This is a genomic window from Bacteroides propionicifaciens DSM 19291 = JCM 14649 (genome assembly GCF_000375405.1).
GTDB classification, from domain to species: Bacteria; Bacteroidota; Bacteroidia; order Bacteroidales; family Bacteroidaceae; genus Bacteroides_E; species Bacteroides_E propionicifaciens.
In genome coordinates this window covers 1-23,069 of sequence record NZ_AQWS01000021.1, presented here as the reverse complement: position 1 = coordinate 23,069, position 23,069 = coordinate 1, and the positions used below count along the sequence as shown (strand labels likewise).

The window sequence follows — 23,069 nt, the reverse complement described above, 5'->3', positions numbered from 1 at the left end:
GTTTAAAAAAGTTTTATCCTGCAATCAAGGAACCCATGATTTTAGGTAAGAAATAGACCATAAGCCCAGCCACGGCGATATACATCAGGGCAAAAGGAATAGCTTTCTTCATGATAGCACCCTCTTGACCTTGTAGCCCACATGATGAAGTTGCTACTGCAATACTTTGAGGAGATATAATTTTACCCCCTGTAGCTCCTGCTGTATTGGCTGCTGCAAGCCAGCTTGGATCAGCTCCTGTAGCGTGTGCAACTGAAGCTTGAAGTTTACCAAACAGAATGTTTGAAGAAGTATCACTACCTGTAAGGAATGTACCCAAACATCCTACTGTAGGTGCGAATAGTGGATATAATGAACCTGTTAGATAGGCTAGAGCTAGACCAAGTATAGCTATCATACCCGAAAAATCCATCACCGAAGATAAAGCTATTAATGAACAAACAGTAATAACTGTTTTATATTGTAGTTTGATTACACGTCCGAGTAGTTTGAAGAGAGAACCCAGTGTTGCTCCTTGTATTAGTCCTCCCAACATTGAACCTAAGAATAATAGTACACCGGTATCAACCAACCAATAAATTGAGATGCTACGAGCCATAATTCCTTGGGTGTTTGCATCGAAAATATCGAAAGTCCAAGTCGTGCTAATTATCTCTTTTAGTGGCTCCTTGAATGGAAGAATAGGGCTAGTGAGAATAACAAAGAGTAAGATTAGTCCATAAAGGCTCCAAGCCTTCAATGCTTGGCTGGTACTAATTTGTTCTTTCTTTTTATTATTCTCTTTATCTTTCTTGCTCTCTACTATTTTAGCATAAATCATGATTGTAATAATCGATGCAATACTACCCAAAATAGCTGGAGTCTCAGGTCCCATGTAGCGAGCTGCTATATATTGAACCGCTAGTGATACTCCCCCTACAATTACACTCAGTAGTATATGTTTGGGTACAGATTTCATCCGTGAATCTGTCATGAATAATAAGATAAAAGGAATGATGAACATCAGTGGTGAGAGTTGCCATACGATTTGTGTACTTAATGTTTGTATGTTTTCAACTCCAGCTTGTTGACCAAGTACAATAACAGGAATACCTACAGCACCAAAACCAGTAGCCACACTGTTGGCTATCAGGCTGACAACTGCCGAGAATATGGGTTGAAAACCCAAACTAATAAGGATTGCTGCAGGAATTGCTACAGCAGTACCAAAACCTGCCATACCCTCAAGCAAACCCCCAAAACCCCAAGTTAGTAGGAGTACTTGAACGCATTTGTCTGATGATATAGAGGTGAATTGGCTCTTTATAATTTCCATTTTCTTCGTGAGCACCAAAACTTGGTAACTGAAAATGGCCATGATGATAATAATAAGAATAGGAAATATAGCTTTAAGTATGCCATACCACACAGATAAGCCTGTGTCAACTAAAGGAAAGTTAAACCCAGCTATTGCAATAATAACTGTAGCAAGGAGGGTGATTGCTGCACTTTTGTCGCCAGAAACTTTCATGACCCCCAATAGGATGATAAGTAAAACTACGGGAATAACCGCAAGAGAGACATCAAGCCAATTAAAGCTTCCCATTACGTCTTCTACTGCATTTAATAAAATAGTGTTCATCGTATTAGATTTAGATGTGATTATTTAGAATAGAATAAGGTTACTCTTTTATGATGCAAATAGGCGATTCTATAATAGAACCTAAGGTTGTTCTTAGGTTGAAATAAAGTGATCGTCGTTCTTAATTGTTTACATAATAGTTTCCAATATACCAATTTTGATTTAATTCCAACTCTAAAACTATTTTTTTATTAGATAAATATGAACAATAATAACTACTGATTGTTATTTCCAGTAGAAACTATTTATAATCAAGAATAATGAAGATACTTATTATTGGAGGAGTCGCTGGTGGTGCTACTACAGCTGCTCGAATTAGAAGAGAGAATGAGGATGTTGAAATCATTCTACTTGAAAAAGGGAAATACATTTCTTATGCCAATTGTGGCTTACCCTACTATTTAGGAGGTGTTATTTCCGATAGAGATCGGTTGTTTGTTCAAACCCCTGAATCTTTTGGGGCACGTTTTAATATTGATGTACGTGTCGAAAACGAGGTAATCAGTATCGATAAAGATAAAAAAGAGTTGACCCTGCGTAAAGCTGATGGTAGCACTTATGTTGAGTCTTACGATAAACTTCTTATTTCTACAGGAGCTGTTCCTGTTAAACCTCCTTTGCCTGGAATAGAGAGTGAAGGCATTTTTACGTTACGCAACGTTGACGATACCGATCATATCAAAGCATTCATGGACTCTAAGAAGGTAAAGAATGCAGTGGTTATTGGTGCGGGTTTTATCGGTCTTGAGATGGCCGAGAATTTGCACGAATATGGTGCCGAAATTTCGATTGTTGAAATGGGTGATCAAGTGATGGCTCCACTAGATTTTACAATGGCTTCTCTGGTTCACCAAGAATTGATTGATAAGGGTGTGAATCTCTATCTAAAAGAGGCGGTAACTTCTTTCGAAAAACTGGAAGATGGTTTGATTGTACATTTCAAGAGCGGTAAGAAACTTAAAACCGATCTTGTTATTCTCTCCATTGGTGTGCGTCCGCTCACTGACCTAGCCGTTGCTGCAGGGCTCGAAATAGGTGAGGCTCGTGGTATCAAAGTCAATGAGCACTTACAAACTTCTGATAAAGATATTTATGCCATTGGTGATGTTATTGAGTTCCCACACCCCATTTCTGGAAAACCTTGGTTAAACTATTTGGCAGGGCCTGCTAACCGTCAAGGAAGGTTGGTTGCTGATAATATCTTAGGCGAATCACGCGTTTATGAAGGTTCAATCGGAACGAGTATAGCCAAAGTCTTTGATTTGACTGTGGCCTCAACAGGGTTGCCAGCCAAACGTTTGGAGCAAGAAGGAATGGAGTTTCGATCAGTTATTACACATGGTAGTTCTCACGCAGGCTATTATCCAGGTGCTTTGCCCCTAACCATCAAAATAACCTTTAATCCTAAGACTGGACGCCTTTATGGTGCTCAAGTTGTTGGCTTTGATGGGGTAGATAAGCGTATTGATCAGTTAGCTCTGCTTGTGAAAAGAGGCGGGACGATTCACGATTTAATGGAGATTGAGCATGCTTATGCTCCACCCTTTTCATCTGCCAAAGACCCTATAGCTATTGCTGGTTATACAGCTGAAAATATTATGCTTGGCAAGCTCAAAACTGTAAGTTGGAGAGATTTGGTCAACTTAGACCCGGCGAAAGTCCAGCTTATTGATGTGCGTACCCAGGCTGAATGTGGTGCAAGCTGTTTAGCTGGATCAACTAACATTCCACTTGACGAATTACGTAGCCGTTTGGATGAGGTATCAAAAGATAAAACTGTTTATCTGACTTGTGCAGTAGGGCTAAGGGGATACTTGGCTTATCGCATCTTGGCGGGACATGGTTTTACTAATATATTTAGTTTGAATGGTGGAACTAAAATGTTCAATGCTGCAACACTAGACACAACGCCCATAAATAAACAGGCGAATGCGCCCAAATCAAATAACGAAACACAGCCCTTGGCTACTCAAAATATGAAAACGATTAAAGTTGATGCTTGTGGTTTACAATGCCCTGGCCCTATCATGAAATTAAAACAGTCTGTTGACTCGATGAATCCGGGCGAGACGATCGAAATTACTTCAACTGATGCAGCGTTTGGCCGTGATGCCGAGGCTTGGTGTGGTTCTACGGGCAATGAGTTTTTAAGTAAGAGTTCTGAGAAAGGGATTCATACAATTCTTATTAAAAAGAATGACCCTCAAGATGTAAATACTGCTAATGCTGTATCTTTGCCACGTGGTAAAACTTTTATCATGTTTAGTGATGACTTGGATAAGGCTGTAGCCACATTTATTTTAGCCAACGGTGCGGCAGCTACAGGTCAACCAGTAACGATATTCTTTACTTTCTGGGGGCTTAATGTGATTAAGCGCGCCAAAAAGCCAAGAGTAAAGAAAGACTTTATGAGCAAGATGTTTAGCATGATGATGCCATCAAACTCGAAGTACCTTAAACTTTCACAAATGAATATGGGTGGAATGGGACGTCGAATGATGCGCTATGTTATGAAACAAAAGAATGTAGATTCTGTTGAGTCTTTACGTCGCCAAGCATTAATGAGTGGGGTCGAGTTTATAGCTTGTCAAATGTCTATGGATGTTATGGGCGTTACCGCTGAAGAGTTGATACCCGAAGTTTCATTGGGTGGTGTAGCTACTTATATGGAACGTGCAGATAAAGCAAACGGTAATTTATTTATTTAAATGTAAGTTAGTATGAAGACAATTTGTGTCATGAGAGATTTGTATAAGGCCTTAGCTCAGTTTGAGGTAGGATTTGGAAAAGTTTATGGTGTAAGCCTTAACGAAGCTATGGTACTCTGCTCTCTGAATGAAGCTCAAAACAAGATGACCTCTAGCGCCATTGCTGAGCGAACAGAAATGAGCCCGTCTCATACATCTAAGGTCATTAGCAATATTGAAGATAAGGCTTATATTATGCGGAGTCTTGGAAAAGAAGATAAGCGATTGATGTTTTTTGAGCTTACCCCTAAAGGGCAAGAGTTAGTCGATCAGTTTGTCTTGGATAAAGTTGAAATTCCTCCAATGATTAAACCGTTATTTGAATCTTAAATAAAGCAAGAAAGGTCTCCATAAATTGATGTTGGAAACCTTTCTTCTTTATTTGTATTTCTGTATATTATTCTTAATAAGCCACAAAGACTAAGAAATTTCCATTGGCTTGAATCTTGACAGTTTCATTTCGTGTACAGTTGAGTGTGCCTTGCCACCAGCTCGTGAAATCTCGAATGGGGTATTCAAGGTCTTCAGTTCTTAAGTCGGTGGCTCCAAAATTAAAGATTGAGAGCTGTGATTTTAGGGGTATAGTTGCCTCGAACTCATTTTGACACGGATAAAACACCCCATGGTCTGTAATCATCTTGACTTTGCACAGTTTCATATAGTCGAGTAGCAAGCTAATATTACCCAGCGTGTGATCTTCTCTTTTGCCCGTTGCTCCTAGAATTGTGATGTCGTCAAAGCCCTGACTACTTAGGTAAGTCACAGTTTTGGTCAAATCATTGGTCTCTTGATCAGCAATTAGGTGCAATCTATCTTTATACTTTTGCTTGTAAGCAGAATTTATTGAATCTCCATCACCTACTATAATGTCGGGGATTATTCCTTGTTCAATCACTTGGTCTGCACCGCCATCGCAACAAGCAATGTAGTTGGATTTAGTAATCCACTCCAAGGTCCTTTGGTCTGTCGGAAAGCTTCCGTTAGCGATAACTACGGCTGATTTATTCTTCTCCATTAAGCATCATTTTTTTCCAGTTGTAATAGCCCAAAACAGCAATCACTGTATATAAAGCATATAATCCTGCAGTCAGATATAAGTCCTTATAGATATAAAGACCAGCACTGACGACATCTACTACAATCCAAGTGAGCCATTGTTCAAGGTATTTCTTAGCCAGCATCCACATTCCCACAATGCTTAGTGCTGTAGTAAAGCTGTCTAGCCAAGGCACATCACTGTTAGTGAAGGCTATGAGTATCCAAGCAATTCCTAAGAAGCAAGCCGAAAAAGTTATAAACAGGGCAAGATAAAGCCTTTTAGGTGTAATGGTGATAGGGCGTGTAGCTGTAGCTTCATCGGTTTTGTGGTTTTTCCAACTCAACCAGCCGTATATGGCAGCTATCAGGAAGTATATATTAATTCCAAAGTCGGCGTAAAGACCCGCTTCATAATAAACGAAGACATAGATAGCTGGCATGATGATGCCCACTATCCATAAATGTATACTTGCCTTGTACTCTAGCCAAAGATAGACTACTCCTACGATTGTACCTAATAGTTCTAAGCTCAACATCAGAAAGCAATTCTTGCGTTAATCATAAAGTTGGTTCCAGCCATGGCATAAAAACGCGGATCAAAGCTTAATGTTTTGCCATCAGTGCTAATTGAGTTTTGTGCATAACCGTTGGTTTCATACTTTGTATTGAATAGGTTATATACGCTTGCTCCAAGTGTTAGTCCTTTGGTGTAGGGGATATTAAACTTATAGCTCGCGTGTAAGTGGCTTACAAAGTAGGGGTCAAGTGAATTTTCTTTCAGTCCTAAATTGTCTAAGTATTGACGAGTAGTGAACTGGCTCTGAAATGCGATATTAACTCCTAAGAAATCTGCAGAAATAATACTGTTCCCCATAAACGATGGAGAAAATGCTATCGGTGAATTACCCCATTGTATGGCATGTTGCTCGTAGTTTTCATCACTGAAATAGGCTTCGTAATTCTTAATTCTATTCTTGCTCCATGTTCCATTGATATCCCATTTCAGCCAATCGGCGATTTGCACAGCTAAGGCTGTCTCTATTCCCATACGGTAGCTGTGTTTTACATTTTCCGAAATCGGTGAGCCAATTTCGTTTACTCTGCCATTCAAGACCAACTGATCTTTGTAATCCATGTAGTAGAGATTTACATTCGCACTGAATCTTTCGTTAGCGTAGTTATAACCTAGTTCGTAGTCGAAAAGCTTTTCCGAATCGGGTTGCTTAGAAAACAAGGCATCGGTGTAATTCCCTCTCGATGGCTCTTTTTGAGCAATGGAGAACGAAGCATATGCTTGGTGGTATGGGTTAATCTGCCAAGATAGTCCTACTTTAGGATTGAAGAAATTAAATTTCTTATCTAAGTCGAAGGCTTGCAGCCCTGCAGGATTAGCTGTCCAATCCCATTCATCATCTACACCATTTAATTTGTAGCGTATATGGCGGAATTGCGCATCTCCATAAATGCTTAATCCACCCACAATATCATAGTTGGCACGTGCATAGATGTTACCATCAGTCTTTCGTCCAATGTTATCGTAGTATTGGTGATCGGGATCTAAATCGCCAATGTAGTTTTTAATCCAGATTACCTTGCCAAAGTGGTTGTTCTTATAATAGTTCATTCCACCTCCTAGAGATGCTTGTAGCCTATCCCCTTTATAGTCGAGTGAGAATATACCACCACCAAAACCACTATCCACAAATTTACGACGAACTAGATCTTCCTTTTCTATCTCTTTTCCATTGACAATGTAGGGTTTTAGTCCATACTGAATTAGTGTGCGTTTGTTTTTGTACTCTTCGTAATGTCCGCTGCCATTTGTATAGTGAAGGCCCACATTGAGGCTCCAGTTTGGACTCAGGTATTGGTTTAACAACAGCTGGTAATTTTTCTGCGTATATAGGTCGACTTGATTTTTATAGAACCCGATAACATCTCCTGCATCATTCTTAATCTCGCCATTGGGGTTGTATCTGCGGTTCTTTTTGAGCTGCTCTTGGCTAACTCCATCCCAAGCGTGATAAGTTTTTTCTTTACCTCCAAAGGTTATGAACTTTACTGTTGTCAAGGTCCCGAAGTAACCTCCTTGCAAGAAGTACGACTTTAAATCCGATGAGGCTCTATCCCTATATCCGTCACTCTTAATATTCGAAAGTCGAGCATCGAAAGCCCATTTATCTTTGATAAGTCCTGTACCGAGTCGGAAGGTCTCTTTATGCGTATTAAATGAACCATAGCCACCCGATACTTCGGCGTATTTGTGTGGAGATGAAGCTTGAGTTCTCATATTAATTGTCCCTCCAAAGGCACCTGCTCCGTTGGTAGATGTTCCAGCACCACGCTGCACCTGGATATCTTCGAGTGAAGAGACTAAGTCGGGGGTATTCACCCAATAGAGCTCATGGCTTTCAGCATCGTTCATTGGGATACCGTTGGTGGTTACGTTGATACGTGTGGCATCGGTTCCTCTGATTCTGATTTTGGTGTATCCTATACCCGCACCTGCGTCCGAAGTTGTCAAGATAGATGGGCTGGTACTAAGAAGAAAGGGAATGTCTTTGCCCGTGTTCTGCTTTAGAAGTTCCTCTTTGGAGATATCCGTAAAAGCAACGGGGGTTTTCTTGTTGGCACGTGTTGAGACAATTTCAACCTCTTCGAGGTTATAAACACGCAGACTGTCTTTTACATTTGTTTGTGCAAATGCAGTAGCACCGGTCAGTAGACCCATGCATAAAAGAGTTTTTGTTTTCATAATTTCTAAACTATTACACAGAGGAAAAGGGGAGTGTTCCTCTTATAAATTCCTACGCCAGCATTATCTGGATCAGGTTTTGGGTATGATCTCAGCCCGTTAATTTGGGGCACCCCTTTTTTTGAAATCGCTCAAAAGTATATCAATTAACTCTTTTATGCAAATTTATAACAGTTAATACGCTTAGTTTAGCACCGTATTAGTGTAGAGCTGGCTAGTTTCCAAGGAGGATTTAGCTTGACTAATTAGTCAGATAACTTGTTTTTATATTAATAGTTGTAAACATGTTTGAGGTTTTTATGTTGTAATTAGAGAAAGTGCATAATCTTCTTTTATTTTACAGAAAAACTATTTGGCTTATGTTTATACAAAACTTACTAGATGCGACAGATGCAATCGCTGATGCCGCAAATACCGTAACAAGTGCTGTTGGGGTTGACTCTCCATCTATGTTATGGGATAAGGTGATTAATTTCTTAATCCAGGGAGGCGAAAAGATCTTAATTGCTATTCTGATTTTAGTGATTGGAAAGTTCTTAATTAATTTCATCAAGCGTATAGCACGTAAATTTTTAATGTCTCGTGAGGTCGATCCAGGTGTTAAGACTTTCTTGATGAGTTTGTTGAATATTCTACTAATTACACTCTTAATTGTATCAGTAGTGAGTGCTCTAGGGGTTAATACTACCTCATTCGCTGCGTTATTGGCCTCTGCGGGTGTGGCTATTGGTATGGCTCTCTCGGGCAACTTACAGAACTTTGCAGGTGGTGTGATTATTTTACTTTTCAAACCTTATCGTGTTGGAGACTATATTGATTGTCAAAGTGTAAGTGGAACGGTTAAGGAGATTCAAATCTTCCATACGGTAATTAATACTCCTGATAATAAGCAGATTTTCATACCTAATGGATCACTCAGTAGTGGGGTAATTACAAATGTAAACTGTTTGGATCGCCGTCGTGTTGAATGGATATTTGGTGTCGAGTATGGCTCAGACTATTTAGCCGTACAAGAAGCTATCCTATTTGTAATCAATCAAGATGAACGCGTTCTTTCCGATGTTGAGCCTTTTGTTGCTTTGCATCAATTGGCCGACAGTAGTGTCAACTTTGTAGTACGTGTATGGGTAAGTACTCCTGATTATTGGGGTGTTTACTTCGAAGTCAACAAAAAGATTTACGAGGAATTTAATAAGAGAGGCATTGGTTTCCCTTTCCCTCAGCTTACCATTCACAAGGCTGATTCATAAATTGAATTCGTTATTTTTAAATACAGAGAGGCTTATTTTGCTCGAGTAAAATAAGCCTCTCTTTTTGTTTCTCTTAAGTATTTCGAGTATCTTTTTGTCTATCTTTGATAAATACAAAGCGTTAATATTGAATTCTATAGTTATGAAGATATTTATAAAGAACATGGTTTGTCCCCGTTGTATAATGGTTGTAGAGTCTACTCTAGTAAAATTGAGTATACCTTTTGTGACTATTGACTTGGGGGAAGTAACTCTTGAGCAGCCTCTATCTTCTGAACTTAGATCTCAACTTGAAACAGAGTTGCAAAAGATCGGCTTTCAGCTTATCGATGAAAAGAAAGATCGGTTAGTCGAACAGGTAAAAGTATTGCTTGTAAAGCTAATCTATGATAATGTAGAACTTAAAGTTAATCTTTCGGACTACTTGAGTGATAAGCTCAGTATGGACTATACCTATATAAGTAATCAGTTCTCCGAAATGGAGAAGACTACTATAGAGAAATATTTTATTGCTCAGAAGATTGAGCGCGTAAAGGAGTTGTTACGCTACGATGAAATGAGCCTGAGTGAAATAGCCTTCCAACTTAATTATTCTAGTGTTGCTCATCTCAGTGGGCAGTTTAAGCGAGTTACAGGTCTTACACCTTCGCAATTTAAACAAAAAGGAGATTTACAACGTCGTCCCATCGATCAAGTGTAAATGATGTAAACCTATCCGTAAATTGTATAACTAAACTGAACTCTTTACCCCCTATCTTTGTACTAAAGAAATAAGATACAATAGATTATGGCTAAGGTAAAAGAAAATTTCCCTGTTTTGGATATGACTTGCTCTGCATGTGCGATTCATGTCGAGAAAGCCTTGAAAGGGCAAAAAGGAGTTGTAAACGCAGGAGTAAACTTTGCAACGAACTCGGCTTATGTTGAGTTTGATGCTGATCAGGTTACCCCCGAAATATTACAAGGAGTAGTTAAAAATGCAGGTTACGGACTTATAATTGAGAAATCCGAGCAAAATGATGATGCGCTTGAAGAGCGAAAAGCAAAACAGTTTAAGAAGCTAAAGAATAAGACTATTTGGTCGGTTATTCTGGCTACCCCAGTGGCAATCATTGGTATGTTCTATATGGATATGCCTTATGGTAACTACATTATGTGGGCATTAACTACTGTTGTTCTTTTCGGTTTGGGTAGTGATTTTTTCCTTAATGCTTGGCGACAAGCAAAACAGCGCACTTCAAATATGGACACCCTTGTTGCACTTAGTACAGGTGTAGCTTATATCTTCAGTGTGTTCAATACATTGTATCCTTCATTTTGGACAGATCGTGGGTTAGAACCTCATGTTTACTTCGAAGCTGCTGCAGTTATTATTGCCTTCATATTAATAGGGAAGCTTTTGGAAGAAAAAGCAAAGGGTAATACTTCAACGGCCATTAAAAAGCTCATGGGGCTTCAGCCTAAAACTGTTGTTCGCTTAAGCGCAACTGGTGATCACGAAGTAGTCTCTATTGATCAAGTTCAGGTAGATGATATTCTTATAGTTAAGCCAGGAGAGAAAATAGCAGTAGATGGTGTAGTAGTTCAAGGCAACTCTTTTATAGATGAGAGTATGTTGAGCGGTGAACCCATCCCAGTAGAGAAGAAAAAGGGCGATAAAGTTTTTGCGGGTACTATCAATCAAAAGGGTAGTTTCCAGTTTGAAGCTAAGAAAGTAGGAGCTAATACCGTGCTGTCTCAAATCATAGCTATGGTTCAGGATGCACAAGGTAGCAAGGCTCCTGTACAGAAGCTTGTCGATAGGATTGCGGGCATATTTGTCCCTATTGTTATCGGGATCTCAATCTTAGCCTTTATTGTTTGGATGATTTTTGGTGGCGATGACGCCTTTACCAAAGCTATTCTTTCGTTAGTAACCGTTTTAGTTATCGCTTGTCCTTGTGCACTTGGTCTTGCAACACCTACAGCCATCATGGTTGGAATTGGTAAGGGAGCAGAAAATGGCATCCTTATTAAGGATGCAGAAAGCTTAGAGTTGGCTAAGAAAGTTAATGCTATTGTTTTAGACAAAACAGGAACAATAACCGAAGGCAAGCCAGAAGTAACAGGTGAGTTTTGGCATCAACGTGATTCGTTGTTAACTGCTATTCTAGTAGGGCTTGAAAAGCTTTCAGAGCATCCTCTTGCCGATGCAGTCGTGAAGCACTATGGAGAGGTGAAGTCGGTTGAATTAACCAATTTCCAAAGTGTTACGGGTGCTGGAGTCAAAGCTATGCATGGCGATATAACCTATTTCATAGGTAATGCCAAACTTATGCGTGACAATTCGATTAATATACCTGAGTCTATTCAAGAGCAGGCTAAGTTTTATGCCGATAGAGCACAAACAGTAATTTGGTTTGCTAGCGAAAAAGAGGCTCTTGCAGTTTTATCTATTGCCGACAAGGTGAAACCCACATCTGGAGCAGCAATTAAAGAGTTACATCGCCTCGGTATTGAGGTTTATATGCTAACGGGTGATAACGAATCAACAGCTAAGCAAATTTCCAAAGAGTTGGGTATTGATCATTATAAAGCCGAGGTTTTACCCGACCAGAAAGAGCAATTCATTAAAGAACTTCAAGCACAAGGTAAGGTGGTTGCGATGGTAGGTGATGGTATTAACGATAGTGCAGCTTTGGCTCGTGCAGATGTTAGTATTGCTATGGGGCAGGGTAGTGATATCGCAATGGATGTTGCGAAGATGACAATCATATCATCTGACCTTCTGAAAATCCCAATGGCTATTGAGCTTTCTAAGCAAACCGTATTGACCATCCGTCAGAACTTGTTCTGGGCATTTATATATAACCTGATTGGTATTCCAATTGCCGCAGGCTTATTATACCCCTTTACAGGCTTCTTACTTAACCCGATGATTGCAAGTGCGGCTATGGCTTTGAGTAGTGTAAGTGTAGTTTCGAACAGTTTACGTTTGAAGTGGAAAGGAAATAGCAGATATACAAAGTACACTAAGAATATAGTGTCTAATGAAGATAAACAAGAAAATAAAGAAATTATGGAATTTAAGTATGATGTATCCGACATGGTGTGTGGTCATTGCCACGCCCGAGTTCAAAAAGCTTTAGGTGCAGTAGAGGGTGTTGAAGAGGTTAAAATCGAAGCCCCATCTACAGTAATTATCTCTGCAACAAGTGAGCCAGACTTCTCAGTATTGGAAGCTGCACTTAAAGAAGCAGGTGATTATAAGATCACAAAGCAGTAAGATTTTTTTTAAGTTAGTTAGTTAGTTAGTTAGTTAGTTTCTAGGAAAGCTATTTAGTGGTGCAGACCGCTAAGTAGCTTTTTGTTTTTTAGTTTATGCTACCTAAAAAGAAGTATCTTAGCTCTCAGATTTTAAAAATATAAAAACCAATTCATGGAATATCAGTTTATTAAGTGTTTAGAGACGAATAAGGAACTGAGAAGCTCGTTTAACCAGTTGGCTTTGGCAACATTTGATCTCTCTTTTGAAGAGTGGTATCGTGATGGATACTGGAGTTCTAAATACCTAACTTATTCTCACTATCTAGGAGATAGGATTATAGCCAATGCCTCAGCCAATAGAATGAGGTTTGAGCTGTTTGGACAAACTATTGATGCCCTGCAAATTGGTACGGTGATGACCGATGAAGCCTTTAGGGGACAAGGTTTAGCAAGTCAATTGATTGAGACAATTATTAAGGAGTGGCAATCTAAGTCCGATCTTATCTATCTCTATGCTAACGATGAGTCGGCTAGCTTTTATCCTAAGTTTGGTTTTGGAAGGGTATATGAATATGCTTATTCTTGCCCTATATCCTCTCTAAAAACAAGTATTGTTGAGCTAAAGAAACTTGATTTGTCTAAGGTTACTGATTTAGAGTTGTTGCGTCAGAAGTATCTTCAAAATAATCCGTTTTCGGCTGTTAAAATGATTGATAATTTTGAGTTATTGATGTTCTATTGCGACTCAATATTTTCGGACGCTATTTATTATATAGATGCGTATGGCGTCGTTATTATAGCACAAACCGAAGGAAAGGAATTGCACTGCTTCGATATATTAGGGAATACTTCTTGCTCATTAGAAGATATATTGGCATGCTTACCTCAGATTCACTCAGAAGTAGAGACCGTAGGGCTAGGTTTTACTCCCGTGAGTGATGAGTTCTTCGTTAAAGCTCCGATCCTAGACTATGATAATCTATTTGTCTTAAAAGACACAAAAAGCAGTAATCTGTTTGATGAGACTCAGCTGATTCTCCCGTTGCTTTCTCATGCTTAAAAGAGTACGAGTATTCAATTGTACTTTATTTTAATGGGATAGTGCTATGCAGTAGCTCAAATAAAGATGCGAGTAGGTGGTTTTGGCTAAACCACCTACTCGCACTTGTATTACGACTAAATCATTCTGCTAATAATTAGCCTTGGTAAAAAGTTTTTTCTAGATGCGCTAAATAATTCGCCTTGTCTTCTACTATTTTTTCTGGGGTAACTCCTTTTTCCATTTCATGGAAATGAAAGCCCTCAGCTCTAGTTAAGCCAACAAATTTGTTCATCAGATGTACACCCATAAATACATCGTCTTCGTTTTTGAGGTTGAAGAATTCACCATTCGTCGTAAATGCTTCGATAGGTGCATTCCATGAGGTCGTGAGCATGTATTTTCGACCCTGAAGCATCCCTCCCGTACCATAGTGAAGCTTAGGGTTATCACTTGATCGGCTTCGGCCATCATTCTTGTATATCCCTGTTTCGTGACCTGCAGTAAATACCTCATCGATATACCCCTTTAACCTATAAGGCACTTGGAACCACCATACTGGTGTATGATAAATAATGAGGTCTGCCCAAACGAAGTTTTCAACCTCTTTGATGGGGTCATATTCGTTATTAATATTGAAAGAACGTACTTCGTTATCTTGTTTTGATTTAAAGAACTCTTCAGTCCAACTGGTTAGTGTCTTTTGAAACTCGCCACCTGAGTGTGCAAAGTGCTGTCCTCCATTAATGATAAATACCTTCATACTTCTATTACTTATAGTGAAAAGTTTATTTTGTTGATAACCAATAAGAGTTTGTTTTTGTTTGCGGTAAGCTTTATCGAGGCTCTCTTTTTATTTATTTTTAGTAGTAGAGTAGAATGTATGGGTGAGAATTGGGATACCTAGAGGGAGCTTGGGAAGTTACAAAATAAAAAGAGGAAGACTAAAATAATCTTCCTCTTTTTCGTGATCCGCCTGGTATCTGTTTTTAGCCCATTCATTGAAGGCTTATACCTGCGTTATTCATTTACTATCAAGTAGTTTCTTACTCTTAGTGAAAGCTCGTTTTGAGTTGGTAACACAGTTTGGTAACACATGTTATTTATCTCTGGTGAATACCCTATTGGGGATTCAGGGTACAAAGATAGTAAAGTTTGTTGTTTTATTCATTTTATGACTCTAAATTAATCTTGCAATTCCAGGTAATACAATTTAAAGCACCACCTTTAGCGATTATCTCTGGAGCTAAGATTTGTAGAACCTTTTTCATAGGGAATATTGCTTTTATTTGATTAAAGGCTAGAATGTCTTCTTCTATTCCAAGCGCAGGCAATATAATAGTGTTACCTACTTCCAAATAATTTATATAACACCAATTTCTTTTATCTGGCTTTGTCACATTATACTGTAGCTTTAGTACTGTAAATTTCTTCTGCAATCTGTGTTCAATCGCATTAGCTATTATTTTATCATAGTCATAGTAGTTGGTCATAAGAATAGTGTCATTATTCACACCTTTTATGATACCATCGCTATGCCCATATATTTCTTTTTTATCCCAAGGAATCAGTACTATTTCTAATTTCAATAATTCTTCAAGCTCAGAAATTAATTCATCTCGTTTATAATTGGGGTTTTCACAAAACACCTTTTCAGTCATGATCACACAATTACCCACCTTTACTATATTCCCACCATCTAATACAATATTCGTTCTTTTACACTTATACCCTAGAGCTTCACAAACTTTACGCGAATCAGTTAAATATTTCACATTGGATTCCTTTCTTAATAAGTAATCAGGCATGTATTGATACTGAACAAAAGTATTTTCTTCAATCTGAATTGGCATATAGTCTCGACACCATAAGTCATTTGTATGGGGTAGTATTTTATATGAAATAACATGTTCGCCTAATAAAGACGTAAATCGTTTATAAAATATTGGGAAGCAATCTTCTAACCAAGGAGATAGGTGAACAATATTGGTATCTTTATCGTAAATCATATAACTAGTTTAGTTATTTGTAGAAAGCTAATCGATTATAGTGTGAGCACTACTTCTTCTTCTTAAAAGTTCCAGAAGCCCACCCTTCTCCTTCTAATGTTTGGTTATCTATTATTTCCATGGATAATGTGCCTAATTCACCACCTACATTTACATAAATATAATTATTGTCAATAGTGTACTCCCCACTCATTGTAATACCAAAATAAGAAAAACGGCAGATTTTCTCACCAAAATCTAACTCCTTCACTAATCCCTTATTAAAGACATTCCAATTAGTTCCTCGTTCATTCTCTTTAACTTTAATAAAACTCCCTTCAATTTTGGGCTTTGGGCTACATGAGAATAGCGAAATAACGATTATTGTTATTAGGTTTGCTTTTAGTAATTGCTTCATACAATGAAACTATTTATTTTAGTGACTATTCTGTTAATCTCTTTTTCCAGATTTTTCCAATTGTTTCTCCGATCTCCTTGAATTCTTCTGCTGTAAAAGTATCTGTTTTTGCATTATTACACCAATAGCATGACAAAACAAGGTTGTCTATTTTATGATAAGGTTCCTTAGGTGATAATCTTTCTATCTCTAATTTCTTTCCACGATTTCGTTCAGTTAATGCTTTGTTTTTTGTTTGTTCTTTTTTCCATAACTGCTCTATCTCAGTTTCTGTAATACCACAGTAGTAGCACTTTCTTTCCACTGAGTCATACCACTTTTTAAAGTCCCAAAAGGTTTCTGTTGTTTCAGGATTATTGTATTTGACTTTCCAAATTTTTCTGATGTTAGAGAGATGCTCTCTTTCTTCTTTCAAGTCTTCCCAGTATCTTGAGATATCTTTCTTAGTAATCTTTAGAATTTCGCCTATCTCATCGTATTTTTTTTGCTCTATTATAGCTAGTCTTAAGAACCTTACTTTTAAATCTTCGGTCATCATAGTATTGTATTAAAATTCAACTTACCTTTTAAAATTGCAAGTTACTAACTTTTGTTGGAAATTTTTCAAACTTGCTTGTTTTCTTAAATCAAGAACAAACTTAACAATTCCTCCCCGAGTATGATTTCTCAGTATGAATCCTTCTTTCTTCTAAAATACCGTTAAATATTAAGCCCTAATAATTGCTTTATTATTTCCATTCTTGTATCCTCCTGTACATTTGCGTCGTACTCTCATGGTTGGCGCCACCACGAGAGCAGTAGTAATAACGCAAACATACCACATGAAAAAAGAAACATATATCAAACTCGTAGATGAGGTTGCACATAGAATCTCACAACATGCCGACATTGTAATGAACGTAGAACAGGTAGCGAAGTATCTTGGTCTTTCTGTTGCTGCTGTAAGAAAACGTTGCCAACGCAAACAACTGCCTTTTTATCGGAATGCAAAGCATCTTTATTTTAGTAAAATGGAAGTAGATGCAATGTTGCTGAATCGAACGACTAAACAGGAACGTTAAACAAGTAGCCAAGCGGAATATTAGAAGTACCTATTGCAGGCATAAGCTTCTCAATATATCAAACCAAGCTACATCCTAGTAAAAGGTAGGGAAAAGAAGATTTATCAAGATCATCTCTTTTCCCTACCTTTCTTTTTTGTCCTCTACTGAATAAAGCTTGCTGATTGGTGATGGCCACTTCTCGTTGCTTTCTTTAGAAATCGTGCAACCAATGCGGCCAGCGAATCTTTTAATGCTAAAATCAAACAATTTAGAGCGCAACTCAGAGGAGTGAGAGATATTTCTTTCTTCTTATTCAGATTATCTAAAATTTATGCTTAAATCTTCAATCCCTCAGAATTTCGGTATGATCCCAACTTAACTAATTGATTATTAGAAGCCGTTTGATGTAGAATAAAAAAGGAGTTCATTTGAACTCCTTTTTCTAAGTGATCCGTCTGGGGCTCGAACCCAGGACCCCAACATTAAAAGTGTTGTGCTCTACCTACTGAGCTAACGAATCAAACCTTTGTTGCTGTTAAGCGAGTGCAAATGTATGCGATATATTATTAAGAACCAACTTATATGTTTAAAAAGATTCTCTATTTATAAGTTAAATAATGTTTTACTTCTGAGTGTCAGTGTTATCGGGTATTTTGTTTTGCTGAAATATATTTTCTCGATTGATAATGAACCGCTGGTAGTAGGATAAAAGGAGTGTTGTAAGTGGTAGAGCAATTATTAAACCGATGAGGCCCATTAGCGAACCCCAAATGGACAGTGAGAGAAGTATAATTGCAGGGTTCAAGCCTGTAATCTTACCCATGATGCGTGGAACGATAAAGCCATCTTGGATAATTTGCACTATTGCAAATACGGCCAAAGCCGATCCGATGATAACCCAAAAATTGCTCCCTGTGTCACTCGCTTTAAGAATAGCGAGTAAAATAGTTGGTACAAAACCCAGTATCTGAAGGTAGGGGACCATGTTTAGCGCCCCAATAAGCAATCCCAGACCAATGGCTAGTGGGAAATCAATAATAAGGAAGCCGATGCTCATAAGAATTCCTACACAGAGTGCAACAAGTGCTTGACCTCTAAAATATCGATTCATTCCGTCTTGAACCTCGTTTACTAAGCTTTGAGAAAACGTTCTGTATTTCTCAGGTAGGTATCCAATCCATCCCTCAGCTATTGATTCATAGTCGAGCAAGATAAACACAATATAGAGCAGAATAAGGAAGAATGTGAATATATTAATCAAGAAGCTCACCGACTCAGAAAGAATGGTCCAAACCTTGGGTAAGGCTTGTTGTAGCATATCTAGAAGTTTGTCGTGTTCAAAAACTTCCGATATTGATTTTAAGTCAACATATTCTTTGATAAATGCTGAGAGGTTTTGGGGGATATGTGTGCCTTGATCTCCTCCCGATTGTAAGTAGTCCATCAATAAGTCTTTTACTCTGCCCATTTCGATGATTAGTGGAGGTATGAGAAAATAGGAAAGAGCAGCACCTATTATGCTAATGCTGAGCAGCGTTACAAAGATGGCTAGAGGACGGCTTTTAAGTCGTACTTTATGCTGAAAAAACTTAACTATTGGGTAGATCATGTAAGCTATGACCCAAGCAACAAAGAAAGGCAGTAAAACACTTGTGAGTCTGTTAATAAGCATTAATGCTGCTACTATACCCAATATGACAATCGTCGTTCGTATGAATTGATCGAATGTTATCTTCTTGCGTTCTTCTAACATGGTTGTCTTTAAAAATAATATTATAGATTATCGGAATGGAAAATCGTTCTCATTTTAGATGCTAGATAAAGATAACAAGGTTTAAGAACATTATGTTTCTTTAAGTTGAGATTGTTTATCTAATGCTTTTAAAAAGCATTTTCGGCAGAGTGGTTCGTAACGCTCTGTTTCGCCAAGCAATACCTGCTTGTCGCAAAGAACGGTACGGTGTGAGAAAAGTGCTAGTTGTCCACATTTAACACAAATAGCATGAACTTTTGAAACCTCATCAGCTATGGCGCATAAATGAGGTATAGGACCAAATGGTTTACCTTGATAGTCCATATCAAGCCCAGCAACAATTACTCTGATGCCACCATTAGCAAGTTCATTGCATACCTCAACAAGACCTTTATCAAAGAACTGCGCCTCATCAATGCCCACTACATCAACATCAGAAGCTAATAATAGTATGCTTGAAGAAGAATCGACAGGGGTAGAGTTAATCATGCTTTTATCGTGGGAAACCACTTCATTATCAGAGTAGCGAACGTCCATAGATGGTTTGAATATCTCAACTTTTTGCTTTGCAAAGTTTGCCCTTTTGAGTCTTCTTATCAATTCCTCAGTTTTCCCCGAGAACATTGACCCACAGATTACTTCAACTCTACCTCTACGAAAAGTTTCCAACGTATGATCTTCAGAAAATAATGCCATAATTTTGCTTTTGAACGGGGCAAAAATAATACTTTTGTTTACTATAATCCCTAATTTAATTATTTATTTCTACATTTGTCTGAATTGATAAAGTTTACTTAATTGAAATGAAAAAACTTCTTACAGATATTGAATTGGATTTTTATGAGTTGAAGTGTCTGTTGGAATACCTCGACAAGAATCCCCAAGATCAAAATATTTATAAAGTGACTCGTCGAAGTTTGAAAAACCTCACTTCGAGAATGTCAGAACTCGAATCTGGTTTCGATCAGAAATATTCAGCAGAACCAATTGGTGCTGTTGATAGGGTAGCACCAACTCAGCCCCAAGAGGTGCTTGTTGCTGCTCCTATTATAGAAACAGTGTTGAGTTCTCAGATCCAAGAGCCAGTTGTCGCTACTAAAAAAGTGGAGGAACTTATTCCAAACGTAAAGTCAATTGCAGAAACTGGGGATCTCGAACCTGCTAAGGAAGAGGTTAATGAAATTTCAAGCACTGGATTTGAGCCAGGAACAATGTTTAGAGCATTGAGCTTAAATGATGTATTTCGATTTTCCCGAGAGCTTTTCGGGGGAGATACAAACAGGTTTAAAAAAGTTGTGACTGAAATGGAATGTTTAGGGAGTTATGAACAGGCTGTGGGGCACTTGGCGACACAAGTGACTTGTAAGACTGATGACTTAGCTTTCCTTGATATGGACGATTTTTTGCAACGTTATTTTAAATATTAGAAATTAATGGGTAAATTATTTGTGGTTCCAACTCCTGTGGGCAACCTTGAAGATATGACTTTTAGAGCTATACGTGTGCTTAAAGAGGTTGATCTTATTTTAGCTGAGGATACGCGAACTTCAGGCGTGCTTTTGAAGCACTACGAAATAAAAAATGCTTTACAGTCTCACCATAAGTTCAATGAACATAAAATGGTGGAGAATGTTATAAATAGGATAATGGCAGGGGCCGATGTAGCCCTTATTTCAGATGCAGGGACACCCGCAATTTCTGATCCTGGCTTTTTAGTGGTCAGAGAGTGTGTTCGTAATAATATAGAAGTCGAGTGTTTGCCTGGTGCAACTGCTCTTATTCCTGCAATTGTGAATTCGGGGTTGCCCAATGATCGTTTTTGTTTTGAAGGTTTTTTACCTCCGAAAAAGGGAAGACAAACTCGGTTTAAAGAGTTGGCAGATGAACCTCGGACAATCATATTTTATGAGTCCCCACATCGACTGGTTAAAACCTTGACTCAATTTATTGAATATGTAGGAGAGGAAAGACAAGTGTCAGTTTCGAGAGAGATTTCGAAAATGTTTAATGAAACAATTCGTGGAACACTAACTGAGGTTGTTGCACATTTTACTTCAAGCGAACCTCGTGGTGAAATTGTAGTAGTATTAGCTGGAAATCAAAATAAAATAAAAGATAAATTTAAAGAATAACTGTATGAAAAAGAGTTTGTTTATACTATTAGCATGCGTTATAGGTCTATCGGCTTGTGACTTTGGTCAGAAGAAAAAGCTTCAAGCTGAGAAAGACTCTTTAGCATTGGCCTTATCTGAAAAAGATAGTGAGCTTAATGAGTTTTGGGGAGTGTTTAATGAGATTCAAGAAGGATTCCGTCAGATTAATATTGCGGAAAACCGTGTAGATCTTCAACGTGGTTCTATTATCGAACAAGGAGCTACTGCTCGTCAGAAAATAAAAGAGGATATGGAATTCATTGCAAAAACAATGGAGGACAATAAATCTCAAATAGAAAAGCTTGAATCTCTGCTTAAGAGAAACAAAAATGCATCAGCCAACCTGGCTCAAACACTTGAATCGCTCAAGGCGGAGTTGGTTGAGAAGACCAACAGAATAGGTGAGATGCAAGCAGAACTTGCTTCTAAGAATATTCGTATTCAAGAGCTTGATGCTGCTGTTAGTAATTTGGCTGCTGATGTGGAAACGCTTGCTGCGGCTAACGATGCTAAAGCTGAGGCTGTAGAAGAGCAAGACAGAATCATTAATTCTGCTTGGTTCGTATTTGGTACTAAATCTGAGCTTAAAGATCAAAAAATCTTAGCTGGTGGTGGGTTATTTAAATCTACTGAAGTTTTGACTGAAGACTTTAATAAGGACTATTTTACCGAAATTGATATTCGTACTACTAAAACCATTGAGTTATACTCTAAATCAGCTAAGATTTTGACTTCTCATCCTGATGGTTCATATACCCTAGAAAAAAACAGCAAGGGAGAATACGTACTAAGTATTACTAATGCTAAATATTTTTGGAGTCTAAGCAAATACTTGGTGATTCAAGTTAAATAAGAGTTACTGATAAATTGTGAATAGAGAAGGCTGTACAATTAATGTTGTACAGCTTTTTTGTTTTACTACGTAGCATAAGAATTTACTATATCAACAAATTGAAAAATGTTGCTAGAGATGTCTCTAGTAACATTTTTTTTTAGTGGTTTAATTAGTGTTTCTATCCCTTATAATCGGCTATTTAAGTATTGTGTTTATCGAGTGATTTTATAGGTAAAATCATAACATATACTAAAATTCTATTTAGTTGAATATACTAATAAATGTATCTATAAGATGTATTTTAACTGTAATTAAGTTGAAAGTGTGATTTAATCTATCGAAAAGGTTCTTTTTCAATATTATTTGTTTTGACCTTTTGGTTGTTTTGGGTGGTATTAATATCTATATGTATACATTTTTCGTAAAATAGACTCATTAAGAAAGTTTTTTGTTTGATTTCTTGTGAGATTTGATAATTGTGTCAATATTGCAAAAGGTTAACACGAGTTGGCTGAAAAAAACTTGTAGATATGAAAAAATTAATGATGTTTTTGGGTTGTTTGCTATTATCCTTAGGAGTAGCTTCAGCTCAGAATCAGAAAGTGTCAGGAGTGGTGCTTTCTGAGGAAGATGGGTTGCCTGTGATTGGGGCAGCAGTTACAGTTGAGGGTACATCCCTTGGTACGATAACAGATTTTGATGGCTTTTTTAACATTACTAATGTTCCTGCAACTGCCACCAAATTAAAAGTATCTTATCTTGGTATGAAATCTCAGACCGTAACTATTACACCGAATATGAAGATTACGCTAGTATCTGATGCGGAGGTTTTAGATGAGGTAATCGTAACGGGTTATGGTACTTTTAAAAAATCATCCTTTACTGGTGCTGCTTCTAGTATGAGTACTGAAAAACTAGCGGATGTGCCAGCTCTAAATGTTGCAGATAAATTGGCCGGAGGGATCTCGGGTGTGCAAATTACCTCTACCTCTGGACAACCAGGTTCTGTAGAGTCGGTGCGTATTCGTGGAATGGGTTCTATTAATGCCAGTAACGAGCCACTTTATGTTATTGATGGTGTTCCTTTGTATAATGGCGATGTGAGTGGATTTGGTTATTCTCAAGGGGGAACCAGTTTGTTATCAACTCTCAATAGTAATGATATTGAGTCGATGACCGTAAT

21 protein-coding genes, 1 tRNA gene, 1 pseudogene and 1 riboswitch are annotated in these 23,069 nt (G+C 37.9%); of the genes and pseudogenes, 12 read left to right on the top strand and 11 right to left on the bottom strand.

Translation table 11 applies throughout. The features are described 5' to 3' along the window. Positions 1-13: 13 nt before the first annotated feature. A complete protein-coding gene (locus tag B091_RS11940; protein WP_051069809.1) occupies positions 14-1,585 on the bottom strand; it encodes an L-lactate permease in 1,572 nt (523 codons plus the stop codon). 296 nt (positions 1,586-1,881) lie between these two features. Between B091_RS11940 and B091_RS0107685 the strand changes: the two genes are divergently transcribed. Both B091_RS0107685 and B091_RS0107680 read left to right on the top strand, forming a co-directional pair. Continuing rightward, positions 1,882-4,329 carry an FAD-dependent oxidoreductase gene (locus B091_RS0107685; RefSeq protein ID WP_018109431.1) on the top strand — a complete coding sequence of 816 codons (2,448 nt, stop codon included), beginning with the start codon at positions 1,882-1,884 and terminating at the stop codon, positions 4,327-4,329. A gap of 12 nt (positions 4,330-4,341) precedes the next feature. Next, positions 4,342-4,698 carry a winged helix DNA-binding protein gene (locus tag B091_RS0107680; protein WP_025069364.1) on the top strand — a complete coding sequence of 119 codons (357 nt, stop codon included), beginning with the start codon at positions 4,342-4,344 and terminating at the stop codon, positions 4,696-4,698. Positions 4,699-4,771: 73 nt separating this feature from the next. Here the strand turns inward: B091_RS0107680 and B091_RS0107675 are convergent, their stop codons facing one another. The 3 genes from B091_RS0107675 to B091_RS0107665 are packed head-to-tail and all read right to left on the bottom strand — an operon-like array spanning position 4,772 to position 8,161. Then, entirely contained in the window at positions 4,772-5,383 is a 612-nt protein-coding gene (locus B091_RS0107675; RefSeq protein WP_018109429.1) for a thiamine diphosphokinase, read from the bottom strand. Further along, positions 5,370-5,942: a nicotinamide riboside transporter PnuC gene (gene pnuC, locus B091_RS0107670; protein WP_018109428.1), complete on the bottom strand. Its 573-nt coding sequence runs from the start codon at positions 5,940-5,942 to the stop codon at positions 5,370-5,372. The genes B091_RS0107675 and pnuC overlap by 14 nt, the downstream gene beginning before the upstream one ends. Then, on the bottom strand, positions 5,942-8,161 hold the full coding sequence (locus B091_RS0107665; protein WP_025069365.1) for a TonB-dependent receptor: 2,220 nt from the start codon (positions 8,159-8,161) through the stop codon (positions 5,942-5,944). The genes pnuC and B091_RS0107665 overlap by 1 nt, the downstream gene beginning before the upstream one ends. 32 nt (positions 8,162-8,193) lie before the next feature. Next, positions 8,194-8,288: riboswitch (TPP riboswitch) on the bottom strand. Between the two features lie 232 nt (positions 8,289-8,520). On the opposite strand from B091_RS0107665, the gene B091_RS0107660 reads away from it, so the two are divergent. From B091_RS0107660 to B091_RS0107640, 4 genes are all read left to right on the top strand, one after another. After that, a complete protein-coding gene (locus B091_RS0107660) occupies positions 8,521-9,411 on the top strand; it encodes a mechanosensitive ion channel family protein (protein WP_018109426.1) in 891 nt (296 codons plus the stop codon). Between the two features lie 142 nt (positions 9,412-9,553). Beyond that, positions 9,554-10,111 (top strand): helix-turn-helix domain-containing protein, encoded by a 558-nt coding sequence (locus B091_RS0107650; protein WP_025069366.1) that lies wholly within the window; start codon positions 9,554-9,556, stop codon positions 10,109-10,111. A gap of 87 nt (positions 10,112-10,198) precedes the next feature. Further along, a complete protein-coding gene (locus B091_RS0107645; RefSeq protein ID WP_018109424.1) occupies positions 10,199-12,676 on the top strand; it encodes a heavy metal translocating P-type ATPase in 2,478 nt (825 codons plus the stop codon). 153 nt (positions 12,677-12,829) lie between these two features. Then, positions 12,830-13,717, top strand: coding sequence for a GNAT family N-acetyltransferase (locus tag B091_RS0107640; RefSeq protein ID WP_018109423.1), 888 nt, complete (start codon positions 12,830-12,832; stop codon positions 13,715-13,717). A 136-nt stretch (positions 13,718-13,853) separates the two neighbouring features. Here the strand turns inward: B091_RS0107640 and B091_RS0107635 are convergent, their stop codons facing one another. The 4 genes from B091_RS0107635 to B091_RS12355 form a co-directional block, all read right to left on the bottom strand. After that, entirely contained in the window at positions 13,854-14,459 is a 606-nt protein-coding gene (locus tag B091_RS0107635; RefSeq protein ID WP_018109422.1) for an NAD(P)H-dependent oxidoreductase, read from the bottom strand. 409 nt (positions 14,460-14,868) lie between these two features. Next, positions 14,869-15,705, bottom strand: coding sequence for an agmatine deiminase family protein (locus B091_RS0107630; RefSeq protein WP_018109421.1), 837 nt, complete (start codon positions 15,703-15,705; stop codon positions 14,869-14,871). A gap of 49 nt (positions 15,706-15,754) precedes the next feature. Further along, complete coding sequence (locus B091_RS0107625; protein WP_018109420.1) at positions 15,755-16,102, bottom strand: hypothetical protein; 348 nt, start codon at positions 16,100-16,102, stop codon at positions 15,755-15,757. Positions 16,103-16,127: 25 nt separating this feature from the next. Continuing rightward, complete coding sequence (locus B091_RS12355) at positions 16,128-16,640, bottom strand: hypothetical protein (RefSeq protein ID WP_018109419.1); 513 nt, start codon at positions 16,638-16,640, stop codon at positions 16,128-16,130. A 283-nt stretch (positions 16,641-16,923) separates the two neighbouring features. Here B091_RS12355 and B091_RS0107615 point away from each other — a divergent pair, with 283 nt between their 5' ends. Together B091_RS0107615 and B091_RS12930 are read left to right on the top strand one after the other, a co-directional pair. After that, a complete protein-coding gene (locus B091_RS0107615) occupies positions 16,924-17,163 on the top strand; it encodes a helix-turn-helix domain-containing protein (protein WP_025069367.1) in 240 nt (79 codons plus the stop codon). 189 nt (positions 17,164-17,352) lie between these two features. Continuing rightward, positions 17,353-17,484: pseudogene (locus B091_RS12930) on the top strand (transposase); the annotation flags it as partial. A gap of 108 nt (positions 17,485-17,592) precedes the next feature. Here B091_RS12930 and B091_RS0107610 read toward each other — a convergent pair. The 3 genes from B091_RS0107610 to B091_RS0107600 all read right to left on the bottom strand — a co-directional run bounded on the left by B091_RS0107610 (position 17,593) and on the right by B091_RS0107600 (position 19,594). Then, positions 17,593-17,665 (bottom strand) — tRNA-Lys (locus B091_RS0107610). A 102-nt stretch (positions 17,666-17,767) separates the two neighbouring features. Beyond that, positions 17,768-18,898, bottom strand: coding sequence for an AI-2E family transporter (locus B091_RS0107605; RefSeq protein WP_018109417.1), 1,131 nt, complete (start codon positions 18,896-18,898; stop codon positions 17,768-17,770). 90 nt (positions 18,899-18,988) lie between these two features. Beyond that, positions 18,989-19,594: a thymidine kinase gene (locus tag B091_RS0107600; protein ID WP_018109416.1), complete on the bottom strand. Its 606-nt coding sequence runs from the start codon at positions 19,592-19,594 to the stop codon at positions 18,989-18,991. Positions 19,595-19,701: 107 nt separating this feature from the next. Between B091_RS0107600 and B091_RS0107595 the strand changes: the two genes are divergently transcribed. The 4 genes from B091_RS0107595 to B091_RS11930 form a co-directional block, all read left to right on the top strand. Next, positions 19,702-20,325, top strand: a complete 624-nt coding sequence (locus tag B091_RS0107595) for a hypothetical protein (RefSeq protein WP_018109415.1) — start codon at positions 19,702-19,704, stop codon at positions 20,323-20,325. 6 nt (positions 20,326-20,331) lie between these two features. Next, the gene (rsmI, locus tag B091_RS0107590; protein WP_018109414.1) at positions 20,332-21,030 is read left to right on the top strand and encodes a 16S rRNA (cytidine(1402)-2'-O)-methyltransferase; all 699 of its coding nucleotides are present in this window, start codon (positions 20,332-20,334) and stop codon (positions 21,028-21,030) included. A 4-nt stretch (positions 21,031-21,034) separates the two neighbouring features. Further along, entirely contained in the window at positions 21,035-21,904 is an 870-nt protein-coding gene (locus B091_RS0107585; RefSeq protein WP_018109413.1) for a Cbp1 family collagen-binding glycoprotein adhesin, read from the top strand. A gap of 512 nt (positions 21,905-22,416) precedes the next feature. Further along, positions 22,417-23,069, top strand: a 653-nt coding sequence (locus tag B091_RS11930) for a carboxypeptidase-like regulatory domain-containing protein (RefSeq protein WP_018109412.1), incomplete at its 3' end; no start/stop codon positions are given.

What these genes read in the sequence shown, in the direction of transcription:
- B091_RS11940 (WP_051069809.1), bottom strand. Translation starts at nt 1,585, where the DNA reads ATGGGAAGCTTTAATTGGCTTGATGTCTCTCTTGCGGTTATTCCCGTA.
- B091_RS0107685 (WP_018109431.1), top strand. Translation starts at nt 1,882, where the DNA reads ATGAAGATACTTATTATTGGAGGAGTCGCTGGTGGTGCTACTACAGCT.
- B091_RS0107680 (WP_025069364.1), top strand. Translation starts at nt 4,342, where the DNA reads ATGAAGACAATTTGTGTCATGAGAGATTTGTATAAGGCCTTAGCTCAG.
- B091_RS0107675 (WP_018109429.1), bottom strand. Translation starts at nt 5,383, where the DNA reads ATGGAGAAGAATAAATCAGCCGTAGTTATCGCTAACGGAAGCTTTCCG.
- pnuC (WP_018109428.1), bottom strand. Translation starts at nt 5,942, where the DNA reads ATGTTGAGCTTAGAACTATTAGGTACAATCGTAGGAGTAGTCTATCTT.
- B091_RS0107665 (WP_025069365.1), bottom strand. Translation starts at nt 8,161, where the DNA reads ATGAAAACAAAAACTCTTTTATGCATGGGTCTACTGACCGGTGCTACT.
- B091_RS0107660 (WP_018109426.1), top strand. Translation starts at nt 8,521, where the DNA reads ATGTTTATACAAAACTTACTAGATGCGACAGATGCAATCGCTGATGCC.
- B091_RS0107650 (WP_025069366.1), top strand. Translation starts at nt 9,554, where the DNA reads ATGAAGATATTTATAAAGAACATGGTTTGTCCCCGTTGTATAATGGTT.
- B091_RS0107645 (WP_018109424.1), top strand. Translation starts at nt 10,199, where the DNA reads ATGGCTAAGGTAAAAGAAAATTTCCCTGTTTTGGATATGACTTGCTCT.
- B091_RS0107640 (WP_018109423.1), top strand. Translation starts at nt 12,830, where the DNA reads ATGGAATATCAGTTTATTAAGTGTTTAGAGACGAATAAGGAACTGAGA.
- B091_RS0107635 (WP_018109422.1), bottom strand. Translation starts at nt 14,459, where the DNA reads ATGAAGGTATTTATCATTAATGGAGGACAGCACTTTGCACACTCAGGT.
- B091_RS0107630 (WP_018109421.1), bottom strand. Translation starts at nt 15,705, where the DNA reads ATGATTTACGATAAAGATACCAATATTGTTCACCTATCTCCTTGGTTA.
- B091_RS0107625 (WP_018109420.1), bottom strand. Translation starts at nt 16,102, where the DNA reads ATGAAGCAATTACTAAAAGCAAACCTAATAACAATAATCGTTATTTCG.
- B091_RS12355 (WP_018109419.1), bottom strand. Translation starts at nt 16,640, where the DNA reads ATGATGACCGAAGATTTAAAAGTAAGGTTCTTAAGACTAGCTATAATA.
- B091_RS0107615 (WP_025069367.1), top strand. Translation starts at nt 16,924, where the DNA reads ATGAAAAAAGAAACATATATCAAACTCGTAGATGAGGTTGCACATAGA.
- B091_RS0107605 (WP_018109417.1), bottom strand. Translation starts at nt 18,898, where the DNA reads ATGTTAGAAGAACGCAAGAAGATAACATTCGATCAATTCATACGAACG.
- B091_RS0107600 (WP_018109416.1), bottom strand. Translation starts at nt 19,594, where the DNA reads ATGGCATTATTTTCTGAAGATCATACGTTGGAAACTTTTCGTAGAGGT.
- B091_RS0107595 (WP_018109415.1), top strand. Translation starts at nt 19,702, where the DNA reads ATGAAAAAACTTCTTACAGATATTGAATTGGATTTTTATGAGTTGAAG.
- rsmI (WP_018109414.1), top strand. Translation starts at nt 20,332, where the DNA reads ATGGGTAAATTATTTGTGGTTCCAACTCCTGTGGGCAACCTTGAAGAT.
- B091_RS0107585 (WP_018109413.1), top strand. Translation starts at nt 21,035, where the DNA reads ATGAAAAAGAGTTTGTTTATACTATTAGCATGCGTTATAGGTCTATCG.